Annotated in this window: 6 protein-coding genes and 3 pseudogenes; 3 read left to right on the forward strand and 6 right to left on the reverse strand. The window is 59.9% G+C overall.

The genetic code is table 11. The features are described 5' to 3' along the window. Positions 1–11 precede the first annotated feature (11 nt). A complete protein-coding gene (locus tag AC5V87_RS29545; protein ID WP_495368559.1) occupies positions 12–410 on the forward strand; it encodes an Hsp20/alpha crystallin family protein in 399 nt (132 codons plus the stop codon). Between the two features lie 651 nt (positions 411–1061). On the opposite strand, the gene istB is transcribed toward AC5V87_RS29545, so the two are convergent. Together istB and AC5V87_RS29555 are read right to left on the reverse strand one after the other, a co-directional pair. Continuing rightward, on the reverse strand, positions 1062–1859 hold the full coding sequence (gene istB, locus AC5V87_RS29550) for an IS21-like element helper ATPase IstB (RefSeq protein WP_456840040.1): 798 nt from the start codon (positions 1857–1859) through the stop codon (positions 1062–1064). Beyond that, positions 1859–2660 (reverse strand): annotated as a pseudogene (locus AC5V87_RS29555) (Mu transposase domain-containing protein). Before AC5V87_RS29555 ends, istB begins: the two are co-directional and overlap by 1 nt. 1105 nt (positions 2661–3765) lie before the next feature. Here AC5V87_RS29555 and AC5V87_RS29560 point away from each other — a divergent pair. Next, positions 3766–4290: a hypothetical protein gene (locus AC5V87_RS29560; RefSeq protein ID WP_495368560.1), complete on the forward strand. Its 525-nt coding sequence runs from the start codon at positions 3766–3768 to the stop codon at positions 4288–4290. Between the two features lie 237 nt (positions 4291–4527). Here the strand turns inward: AC5V87_RS29560 and AC5V87_RS29565 are convergent, their stop codons facing one another. The 3 genes and pseudogenes from AC5V87_RS29565 to AC5V87_RS29575 all read right to left on the reverse strand — a co-directional run bounded on the left by AC5V87_RS29565 (position 4528) and on the right by AC5V87_RS29575 (position 7137). After that, positions 4528–5985 (reverse strand): IS4 family transposase, encoded by a 1458-nt coding sequence (locus AC5V87_RS29565; RefSeq protein WP_495368561.1) that lies wholly within the window; start codon positions 5983–5985, stop codon positions 4528–4530. Between the two features lie 158 nt (positions 5986–6143). Next, positions 6144–6507, reverse strand: a pseudogene (locus AC5V87_RS29570) (transposase domain-containing protein); the annotation flags it as partial. Between the two features lie 492 nt (positions 6508–6999). Continuing rightward, positions 7000–7137 (reverse strand): hypothetical protein, encoded by a 138-nt coding sequence (locus tag AC5V87_RS29575; protein WP_495368562.1) that lies wholly within the window; start codon positions 7135–7137, stop codon positions 7000–7002. Between the two features lie 2734 nt (positions 7138–9871). On the opposite strand from AC5V87_RS29575, the pseudogene AC5V87_RS29580 reads away from it, so the two are divergent. After that, positions 9872–10232: pseudogene (locus AC5V87_RS29580) on the forward strand (transposase); the annotation flags it as partial. 572 nt (positions 10233–10804) lie between these two features. On the opposite strand, the gene AC5V87_RS29585 reads toward AC5V87_RS29580, so the two are convergent. Further along, on the reverse strand, positions 10805–11887 hold the full coding sequence (locus AC5V87_RS29585; RefSeq protein WP_495368563.1) for a transglycosylase SLT domain-containing protein: 1083 nt from the start codon (positions 11885–11887) through the stop codon (positions 10805–10807). Positions 11888–12159: the final 272 nt, after the last annotated feature.

Below are 12159 nucleotides of genomic sequence, written 5' to 3' on the forward strand. Positions count from 1 at the left end.
GGAGGCACAACATGGCTTCGAAAAGGGAACTACAGGTCGCGCAAAAGCGCGAGCTGGACAAGAAGGAAGAGACCACTGTCCCAGCCCGCATATTCGTGCCGAATGCTGACATTTATGAGACGAAGGACGGGCTCAACGTAGTCCTCGAAATGCCCGGAGTCGAAAAGAACAGTGTCGACATCCGGGTCGAGGACGATGTGCTCAAGGTTGACGGGAAGCTTGACTTCTCCAAGTACCAGGGCCTGCAGCCACTCTATACCGAATACAATGTCGGCCACTTTTCTAGGAGCTTCCGGCTTTCAAACAAGATCGACCAAGGCAAGATCGCTGCTGATCTCCAGGACGGCGTGCTGTCGCTCATGCTGCCGTTCGCCGAGAAAGCCAAGCCGCGCTCTATTCAGGTGAATTGAGGGCAGGCCATGGAGCGGCCGCGCGTCGGTGCCTCTGCCAGCGGCGCGCGGCAGATGCTGAGCCTCATGTTAATTCACGAATACTCCTTCGCCGCCGGTATTCACGATGCGGAACTCGATCCGCTTTTTCTGCGGCACGTCTGCGTTCCGCAAACCATGCCTTGCTCAATCTCCACGGCACAACGGGCTGCGTCCACTACGCTGCCCGAACCGGGCCAGCAGTCCGTGCCCGTGTTCTTGCCAATGCGCCCGTGTGCTCAGCGATCTTGGAGTAGACGACAGAGCGCAGATGGTCCTGGAGTTGGGTGTGTATTCCCTCTTCGTCCATGCCCGTCAGCCGGCTGTATCCGGCAACGTCGGCTGCCAAGATGGCCGCAAGCCTTCGTTCTACTCGTTTGGTACTCAAGGCTGCCCTCCGGTACAGGCTGGGAGCAGTTTACGCCTTTGGCTGAAATGATCATAGGGACCTTCGGACCGCGAATGGTCCCTGCCACGACAGTCGCCCTTGCTGTCTGCCCATTGTGTCAAGCGACGTCCGGATTTAACCCCGTAACGACATGAAGAAGTGCCCCCCTTGTTGTTTTGGCGGATGTGGAGCAAGCCGCTCGCGGAGCGCGCCCCCATAGCGCCGTAGCGAGCGAGCGGCTTGCTTCACGGCTTTTTCTCCGATTTAGCTTCTGGCGCGGCGGCCTTCTGCAAAAGCCCGCTACGACGCTTTTCCTTCAAGCGGTAGCTGTCGCCGCGGATTGTGATCACGTGACTGTGGTGTAACAGGCGATCAAGGATCGCGGTGGCGACCACAGGGTCGCCGAAGACTGAGCCCCACTCGCCGACGCTGCGGTTGCTGGTGAGCAGGATCGCGCCTCTCTCGTAACGGCGGCTGACGAGCTGGAAGAAGAGATGTGCGGCATTGGGCTCAAAGGGCAGATAGCCGAGTTCGTCGATGATCAGGAGCTTTGGCTTGGCAAATTGCGCGAGCCGCTCGTCAAGCCTGCCTTCGCTGTGTCCTTTGGCAAGTTGCGCAACGACCGTCGTGGCTGCGACGAACTGCACGGAATGCCCAGCCAGGATCGCTTCACGCCCCAGCGCGACCGCCAGGTGCGTCTTGCCAACGCCAGGCGGCCCAAGCAGCAGCACGTTCTCGCCATTGGCAATCCAGCGCGCGCCAGCAAGCTCACGTACCTGCTTGGGGTCTAGCGACGGCTGGGCCGAGAAGTCGAAGCCGGAGAGATCGCGAACGAACGGGAAGCGAGCGAGTTTGAGGGTCATCTCGATGCGCCGCTCGTCCTCGCGGGCGATCTCGCGCTCGCACAGTAGCGCCAGGGTCTCGCGCAGGCTCAGCTCTTGTCGGCCGGCCTCGTCCAATAGCCCATCCAACTGGTCGCGGACGGCGGTCAGCTTCAGGCGGGTCAGCATATCGCTCAGGCGATCGGGGACAGCGGCGCGCATCAGAAGCTCCCCCCGACGATTGCCTCATACTCGCCGAGCGGCCGCAGCAGCGCCGGCGAGTGCGGCACAACGAACGATCCTGCGAGCGCGCCAGCCCGGTTCGATCCAGTCAGGCCCGAAAAATGCTCGGGGTCGACGACGCGGCGGCGACGACCGGCACAAATCGGATGGACGGCCACCTCATGGATCCCATGGTGGATGCGCACTAGCCCGTCGGCGATCATCACTCGCACCATCTCGCCGATTAGCCGCCAGGGCACCGAGTAGGCGTTGCCATCGATCTCGACGGCACAGTCGGCCTGCACACGGAGTGGCGACGAACAGGTAGACGCGAACCTTGTTGCCGCCGATCTCAACCAGCCGTTCGCCAAAATCGATTTGCAGTTGCTTGCCAGGCGCCGTCTCGAACCGCACCGTCGCGCGCGCTTCCGCCGCAAGCTCCTGGCGATAGCGCTGTACCGCCCGCTCAACTGTGCGCAGGCAGACAACGATGCCTTTCTCAGCTGCCAACTCCTGGCGGATCACGTCAGCATTGCCGCGGTGCTGCCGCAGACGCTCCTTGAGCCAGCTCTCCTGGCCCTCAAGCGCCTTTTTGCGCCGCGGTTGCCGATAGGGTGTCCAGCCGCCGGCCGCGATGTACTCCTTCACCGTGTTGCGGCTGACCCCGAGCTCCCGGGCAATCCGTTTGCTACCCCACCCCAGCTCGTTGAGCCGGAGTATTGCCGAAACCTCTTCCGGCTCCAGCATGGCCTCCCTCCGCGGATCTTTGAACCGCAGAGGACCTGAACTGAGTCGCTGCATAAAACCCCCGTTTTGATCGTGTCGCGAGGGGGTCAATTCCTCGTGTCGTGAGGGGGGCAATTTCCCTTGTCGCCCGACACATTGGCCCAATCTATTCCGGGGCTTGTCTTGAAGCGGCTCGATCAGTCGTACCAGGGTGGCCCGGCAGAAGCACTGGATCAAGATCAAGAACCGGCAGCATCCCGCGATCGAGCGGGACTATAAATCCAAAATCCCAGAGAGTGTCAGACAAACCGGATCGCCGGTGAGTACCCCAAACTGTTTGGAGCCGTTCGCGGGCAAACGCCATCTGTTCATTTCAGAATTGCAATTAAATTTGTGCGGCGTCGCTCATCGAATGATGGTTAGCTTGTAATCAGTCCGGGCGGAGACGTTTGATCCCGATCGATTTTGGCCCGGCGGCTTGCACTAGAAAAGACCGCTCTTTGGGCGGTCTTTTTTGTCGCTTTCTTTGCACCTTCGTAGTGGGCAAGGAACGTCTCGATCGCTTCCCTCGCTTTTGCAAAACAGCAGGGCCAATTCGCGCGTCTGGCGGAGATCGTCAGCCGGCACCGCCGGCTCCCGTCCAGCAACATGCGCTCAGCGGCTCGACCCGCCATCAGTTCGATGACCTGAGTATGGCGTTCCCCAAGGCCTTCGACTGGTGGTGCTCGAGCATTTTTTCGCGTCGCCAAGCGCCGCTTCGGCAGCCGCACGGCGGCTGCTCAAGGTAGTGGGCGCGCGCACCCAGCGAGCCTCGCTTTCGAGTTTTTTAATGTGTGATTTTCGTCGGAAGAATGCTGCCATGCTGTCAAGCCTACGGAGAGCAGAGCGCTTTGCGAAGGCTTGATCTGTGGCGTGCACCAACAGGGTGACTGACCCTTACCAATTGCTATGGCGCGCCCCAAAAATATGGCCGCCTTCTTCCGATACCCGTTCTGGAGGTGTAAGGTTCTGTCGCTGCTTTTGAGCTGCCTTAGGGCACGTGCCGAAGTCCCGATTATTTAGCGGCAGCGCCAGAGCCAGCGGCGGGCACTGAGCCTCAGACCAATTGCCTTTTTGGTCGGTTCTACTGCACTCGATGTGTCGTGTGCGCTCGCACACGCGCGTTTCAGAGGAGATTTCAATGACAAAGCAGTTCGTAGTTACGGTGATGTATTCCGCTCTCTGCTTGATCAGCGCAACCGGATTTGCGCAGGCCGAAACGATCGGGCGATTTGAATGCAACGTTCTCGGCGCCGTAAGTCAGGATGCCATTGGCGACAAGGATGGGCACCTGATCCGGAGTGTCCAATATTCTTGCCTAGGTGTGGAGGGCCTGCTGAAAGGCGCACTGTACTCAGGGTCTTCGACTAGTGAGTGGGATGGCGCTCAAGGGACGTACTTTACTGGCGGCGGAATTGTCCGGGCGGCCGGAGGGCTGGCGGTTACCCAACTCACCCAGGGTACAGGGACCGTTATGATGAAGGATGGCAAGCCGGCCGGGGTGGAAAGCTCCGGAAAAGGGGTGTTCAAGTTCGCTTCGGGCACACTCGCCGCGCTCTCGGGAAAGGCCGACAGGTGGGAGGCCAAACCAACGGGCTTTAATCGATTTACTCTCGAATTGATGCCTGACAACGAACCGGGCGCTGTCGGCATGAGCCGACAATAGCATGCATAGCGAAATGATGGCCCCCAGGCCATCAGAACGCTCTTGTCTTGAGTGTGAGGTCGAGACCGTCATCTCAAGACCGGCGCGCTATGCTGGGCGGCATCTGATGGCGTTTTCGGACCCATTGGGTGCCGCTCGCTCTGGCACCAGCGGCTCTTGTGGTCGCGCGCACACTTCATGTTTTCGCGCCCGCTCCTCGGCGCGCCGGCGCACATTCGTAACCATCCGGTGAGGCTTTCAATTACCCACAAATTCTCCTCCGACCATGGCGCCCAGCGCGATGTCGGTGAGGCGTGACAGCCCGCGCCACATAACGGTATTGCCGGGCGGCGGATCGCTGGCGCGGGCGAGATAACCGCCGAGCCGGGCGATCTTGATCAGATAGTGCGAGAGCGTTTTCTGTCTTGCTTTTGCTTTGTCGTTGACGAGGCGATCGAGCACGCCGATTTCAGGCGCACTCAACGCGAGGGTTGGCGGCGCGTCTGGGGCGGAACGGTTGAGCATCGTCATCCAGAAGACCCTCCAACTCAGGATGCAAAAGAGCGAGATCAGGTTGGTCAAACGCTGGGCGGTCCTGAGCTTCGACTCCTCAGCTTTGCAGCCCGATTTGAGGATCTTGTGGAACACCTCGATCTTCCATCTCAGGCCATACCATTCGAGCTTCTCAATGGCCTCGGTGCGGGAACCAACAGGCAGGTCGGTGATCAGCTTCCAATCGATCTTCTTTCTGTTTTTCGGCGTGCCGCGCTCTTCGGCATGGATCACCGTCAGAGTCAGAGCGGGATAGCGCTTCTGCTTTCCGATCGGCGGCAGGACGCGTATCTTGCGATACCTGATCTCAAGAACGGCCTGGTCGGGATCGCCGTTGCTGTCTCTGACTTCGATGCGATGGAGCCCTTTGACGGCGACCTCGTCCATTTTGTCGGCGATCGTGTGATCCCCGTCTCCAGCCAAGCGATCGACGCAGGTCCTGATCAGGAAATGAGTACCGACCTCCTGTGCTGCGCAGAAAAGCTCGTAGATGTCACTCTCGCGATCACCAATATGGATGCATCGTCCCGGATGATCCAAGAGTTGCGTAGACTGCTTGAGATTTTCCAGCCACCGGACGCTTTCCTTTTTCTCGATGGGAATTCGGGTCGGATTGATCTTCTTTTTAAGCGCTGCCGTCCCCTTGAATTTCTTCCGGGTCCAGAACTTAACGGCCGCCAACCCCAGCGGCACCCCTTCAATTGTAACCGCGAGACTCGAATGCATCAGGATGCCGCAAACCGTGTGCGATCTGAGGCGGCCCGCCTTATCCCGTCCACTGTTTATGCTCTTGGTGATGCCGATCGCTTCTGACTTCTCGCGTTGATAGCTGAACTCGGTTGTGTCGTGCAGCACAAGAACGAGACCTTCAGCGGTGGCGGCACGATCACGTGTTGATTGGAAGTGGCCGGCCAGAATGTCCGCTTCGCTGACCCGCTCATTAGAGAAGAAGCGATAGGCTGCCTTGGTATTTGCCCAATCCTGGCAGACGAGCGGAATGCTTTGTCCCATGGCGCTTCCAATCTGCGTGAGCAGTTTGCGGAATCTGCCGCCGAGCCGCGCGTCCCTAAACTCGCATCCACTACTCTCTCGATCAATCCAACATTCACCTTCCAAGGATCGCAAACGGCCTTTTGCGGATCCATCCCTTAATCTCAGCCCCATAGAGCACCCCCTCGCGAATCAGGTGCTCAGCAAGGAATCACAAGTGATTCTTTCGATTCAAGATTTCGTCGTTCGGCGGATCAGCCCGAGTGGTCAAAGTTATGGGTAATTGAAAGCCGGTGAGGGCCGCGTGATGATCGCGCGGTGCGGTGGCTCGATTAGGCCGCAGACTGAACAGGGGTGTTCTTCCATTCCAAAGGCAGCAGCTCAGTGAACCGACCTTGCGGGGCGCTGGCGATACGGGCCAAGACGTCCGCCAGCCAGGCTTGCGGATCGAGGTCGTTGAGCTTTGCCGTCATGATCAGCGTCGCCATGATGGCGGCACGGTCAGCGCCGCGTTCCGAGCCGGCGAACAGCCCCGGCGGCGGAGCATGTAGTCGATTGGCTTGGCAACCGATGAGGAGTTCGATAGCCAAGCACGCTGCTCGCGCAGCCACGCTTCCAGCCCGCCAGCAGGGGTGCGCTTTGCTCTTTGCGCATCCCTAGACGCTGTTCGGCGCTTTGGCCGTTGATGCCGCGCTTCGCGAGCGGCTTGCTCCGACTCGCGGCAGCCGATCCAGAAAGACACCAGGGTGCGCTTCAGTAACATTGTCATCTGAGGCAATATGCGGGGTTAAATCCGGACGTCGCTTGACAGCAGGAGTGACCGGTCCCCGTGCGCGCGGCGTCATACAGCTCGTTGTAGCCGCTATAGACATCGGCCTTGAGGATACCGGAAACGCTTTGAATAGGCCGTGTGGGATGCTCCTGCCGCCGGTCGCGCTAGGTCCAGATGTGCCCCTTAGGCGGACAATTCGACCTGAGCGACGGCAGGCGTCACAAACGCCGCTAACCCCACGTAGACACTCTGAGCTTTGTAATTCATGACGCCATTCACTCCTCCGGTGGATACTTGGCTATTCACCCGAGAATCGTCGTGTCCGTCACTTCGCCATGGCTGCCAGCTCGGCAGCCGTATTGGCGGAACTCGGCTCGCATCAATACGGCCGTGACTGCGCATGAATGAGTCCACGCCTAGTCAATCGAAAGCACCCCGACCACGGCGCGTCCAACACCGAGCAGCGCCGGATTGATTTTGGTTTGTAGCAGGATCAGCAGGACGGCGACGGCGATTGCGGCGGTTTCAACACCGAAGATCGCACCTTTCGCCATGGTGAAGCATTCCCGCCGGGAGGAGCCCGATCGGGACGGGTGCAAGCCACTGTTGAATGGATGTCCGTCACGGCCATTTCTCGAGCTTTATCCACCATCGGCCGACCAAGAGCGTGAGCAGCGCCGTCGGTCCGAAAAACGCGATCAGCACGAGGATCGAGCCCAGTGGGCCGCCCACCCAGTCCCGATGGGAACGATCATCATCATGTTGGGACCGGGCGCCAGCGGCCCCACGCTGTACAAATGGACCAACTGGGGCAAGGTCAGCCACTGGTGGACACCGACGGTCAAGGTCCTCATTTCAGGGAATGCCGCGATGCCCCGCCAACGGTCAGCAGCGACAGACAGGCGAATACCCGAACCAGTGCAGGTAGCTCGTTCATTGCGCTGTCCCAACTTATTCGTGCTGATGGGCCTCGGCTGTTAAGAGTTGGTTTAGTTCCAGGCCGGATCATTGGGAACCACAAGGGACCCGAGCATGCAACTGCATCATGCCAATACCTTGGAAAGGATCAAAGCAGCCGCGGATCACGACGGTTGTCAGATTGCGTCGTGGCCCGTCACTCTCGATCGATGGGATTTCTCGACGTCCAATAGAGATGAGGTCTTGGCGCTGCTTCGGCAACGCGATCATTCAAAACCTATTTTTTGGCTCGTTTTAGTCGCCTTGGCTGGCGGCTTGGGATTGGGGTGGGCTGGGGCTTGGTACGGTCCTGCAACTATCTCGGCTTTCAACCCAATTCCCCAGGTAGAAACGGCTTCGCGCCGCATGCCGGAGGCAAAGCGAAGTGCTAAAGTCGAAAAGGTCCGAAAGATAGCATCAGCATCAGGCTCGCAGACCCCACTTGCTTTAGGTCAGCCCTCGACAGGCAGCCCGAGTCTTGCTCCGAAGCCCCTGGCCAAAGCGTCGAGTGCGGCGCAATCGGCGGAAGCTTCGAACGCAGCTTCTTCGGTTTTTGACGCGGACATGTCTGTGACGGGCTCGCTTGGGTCTGCGGGGCCGCTCCTGTCAGTCCCCGAGACAAGGCCGGCGACTATCGAGGGGTGGGCTGTGCTCGACGTGCGCGGCGGAACGGCGGTGCTCGAAGGGCCAGACGGGGTTCGAATGGCAGCGCGGGGAGACGTGGTCGCCGGCATCGGGCGGATCTACTCTATCGTGCGTTGGGGCAATCGCTGGATAGTTGCAACAGCTCGTGGATTGATCTCGACGCCCTGAGCGTAACGCTTGCGATGCCCGGAGTGCATCAACGAAGTCGTGCCGTTCACAACTGCCGCGAGTTTCGCTCGATGGTTGAGGCAGTTCAGCGGCGCGGTGTGGGAGTCCACGATTTCCAGCCTGCTAGCCGCTGCCGCCAAGCCGACGTTTTCACCGACCTCGACGAATCTCAAAGCTAAGATCGCTGGCACCGACGAGGATGGCGCGCTAACGTCCGTATCAGGTCCTGGGCACCGTGGAAGGACGTAGCCATTTGCCCAGTTCGAAGTCCAGGAGCCGATCTACCATCTCAATCGGTATAAGCGCCTCGTCGCTCCGTTTCCGCAGTCTCGTTTGAGGCCAAGCAACGTCGTGCTCGTTCGATCTGTGCGTCGGTAGCGCCGTGATTACGGGCGTACATCTCCGCCACTGACGCCGAATATTTCGCGACGTAGTATCTGACCTCGCTGCAAGAGATGCGCCCCGTGGGTCTGTGGTGTCGCGAAGCGAAGGCTTCGGATCCTAAGGGAATCAGCAACAACGCAACAGTGACCCCCGTCCGCACGATCATTCTCGCCGTCCCCTATATTCTGTTTGGCTTGTAGAGAGAGCAGGCCTGAATCGCGCAAACGACGCAAATTAACAATCGTGCGCGGGTGCAAAGTGCTGTGAGACTGTTGCTCCAATGCCGCGGTGCTGGACATGAGGTGTCCGTAAAGCGAACGGATGCGAGCTCTAACAATGTCGAAGGAGCAAGGTCGATCGTCGCCTTGGAACGACCAGCCTTACTATGACCGCCACGGGCGCCGTAGTAATGCGCCTGGCCTTTGGCCATCCTTCTCGCCTAAGCGGCTTGCGGGCGGCGCCGTCGGGGCTCAGGAACATGTGGCAGTTTGGTGTCGTAACGCCGCCATCGCAGATCGCGCTGCTTCGACGTTCGTGAAATCAACTGCGCTTGACAACGGTGCCATCCACCGCCCGCGAGCACCACAACGTGCGCGGTCGAGGAAGGCCGCCGATCCGAGCGGAAAGCCAAATCGAACGAAGGCGTGCCGCCGATGTTTACTGGGGAGCATCACCAGCAATGGATGCGACTAGAATGGTCCCAGCCACGAGTCAGCCGCGGCCGGGGTCCTTCTGGCCGTGGCGCAAGGGAGATCACATGGCGCAACAGCACGTCGCCGCGCGCGAGGTGGCCGTCCACCGCGTCGATCGGCTTGCGAGGCACCAACGAGGTAGGCGGCCGCTATCGTCTTACGGTATTCCGGCGTCGCCGCATGCGCGGCACCCGCCCAGAAGCTCGACACGACGAAGAACAGGAGTTCTCGCATTGAGACAACCGTCAGTTGGACAGCTACGGCCGTGGAATTTGCCACTTTAACTCGAATCCCATCAAGGCCTACTGGTTTGAAATTCGTCACTTGCTCTTGTCTAACAACAGCCCATTTTGGTCGTTGTGCCTCCAGCCAACTGGCACCGGCAAGTTATGCCGACGACATTCCTGCATTCGCAGGACCGGGCCAACTTCCGGGTTGGGTCAAGGACTATCGCGTCAGCGGCCCCGACCGTTGGAAGACCATGCGGCTTCACCCGCACGAGTTCATCAGGCGCTTCCTGCTGCACGCTGCACGTGCTGCCCAAGGGTTTCCACCGCATCCGCCACTACGGGCTCTTTGCCTCAACCAACCGTGCCGAGAGCATCGCAACCGCCCGCGCACTCCTCAATGTCGTCCCGTCTGCCGCCGATCCCCAACAAGAGCCGGATGGTGCGCCGGATGCACCGCGGGTGCTGCCGTGCCCATGTCCCCGCTGTGGCGCGCGCATGATCGTCATCGAGACCTTCGCACCCGGCTGCGCGCCGAGCTGGCGACCAACACCGATCAGGATCGACACGTCATGACCAACACCGCGTGTAAGCCTTGCAGTTTTCCTGGCCCGATATGCCGGCTCCACGCCGGTAGCGCTCTCGCTCAACCCAATGGCATCCAGCAGTGCCCGGATCCTGCGTTGATGCACTCCGAGCAGCCGCCGAGATGCCCATTGCATGCTCCCAATCTCGCCCGCGACCCTATCCGCAGGTCACATCCTGCCTCCGTCGCGTCCACCATCGAGGTCGGCGCCGCCGTCAAATCCGCATAGCACTCGCTGCCCGGCCAGTGCCCAACTTCCCGCGACTTCGTGCCTTGGCGCTTTTTGGACGCCGGCTAGTTGAGCGTGCGGAGCGTCTCTCGTTGCCGGCGTCCAAAAACCTGCACAGATGCGGACGTGATTGCCTGTGAATAATCTAAGGGTCCGGGGCGCAGAGCGGCACCGGTCGAGGTGTTGGGTCGATCCGGCCAGCGAAGCCGAACAACAACCCAGTCTCGAAGCGGAACGCAAACTTACTCGGCGCCTGAAACTAGATTGCCGACACATCTCGACGAAACGAATGTTGACCCAGAGGTGTGCGTATAGGAGTCGGCACAGCTGTACCTATCTCGCGCGTTCGGCCGCCGCAGTTAGCACAGGATAGCGGGCATAGAGCGTGTCGACGCGGTCTCGCCACATCGCCACGAACGCACCCGAGGTGAGACTATCGACCGACTTCCATTCGCGTTTGACCGCAGGCAGCGTGTTCCCCCAGATAGCGCGCTTGCACCATCGCTCGCCCTTCGCCAAGCCCTCCCGGGTTGCGCACATCGACTTCCAGGCAATCCGCTGCGGACGGCTGATGTGTTGGGCGGCTCCTTCCCAGCCCTGCTGGTGGATCAGGTAAAGGTCGGAAAAGGTCGGCTTCTTGTGCGTCATTGTTTCGAATAGCGCGGCCTCGCTGAGAAACTTGTAGGCCGCACCCATAGCGTTGTCGCGAGGATTGAGAATGTCGCCGGATCCGTATTTGCTGAACTCAAATTTGCTCAGCTGAAACAGGCCGATATAGGAGCCGGTGCGTTGCCTGGGATTGAAATCGGATTCGATTTTGGCGACCGCCTTCATGAAATTGACATCGACATCGAACGCTTCGGCTGCACGTTCGATCTCCTGGACGGGCGTTCCGACCGGAACGTCGCTCAACACCGACAAGGCGATCTTCGCGGGCTTCTCCGGCGGCGGAATTTCCGAGTAGGCGTAGTATTTGAGATACGACGGTTTGCCTTCGGCTGGATTGGACGAAGCAACGGGCGGATCGTCCTGCTGTAGCTTTGCCGAGTTCTCGGGCGGCGCTGCCTCAAGGCTCGCGACCTGCAACATTGGCTCTTGCGAAGTGGTTACGTCCGACGGCGGCACCGAGTCCGGCGCCGCGGCTCTGAATCCCGCCGCAACGATCGCATTAGCCGATAATCCTGTATCGAGTTTCGTTTCGATTGCCTGGGCCGGAAACGCGGCGCCAGCATTTGTCAGGACCGTCGTCACATTCGGCAGGATGCCACCGAATGCATCAGCCACTCTTGCATTCGGCGTTGCGGTACTAGGGCGCGGTACCGCGAGTTGACCAATCGCGGCAAGCGAAGTCGCTGTCAGCGCACCGGCAATACAGCTTGCTTGCCAAATCTTCAATGTCGCCAGCCGCGCGGCCACGGTCCCCCCAATCGTTCCAACCACAGATCTTCGTTTTCAGCCCGGGCCCAATCCTGCATCGATTTATCTTTTGGATTCGCCACAACGAAGGCGTGAGGCTGGACGGCTCGCATTTCTCACTGGCTGTTGCGGCCAAGACGCACTGGACAGCGATGCTGACCAATTTCGGAGCGATCTTTCCGTCTGCTTTGTAAGCGAACGCCGTGTCAGTTGAGCTGCAAGCCGTATCCGCACCACAGTGCCGATCATCGCGATGGCGGCATCCGCTGTAT

The sequence above is a fragment of the Bradyrhizobium sp. SOJA106 genome (genome assembly GCF_059448745.1).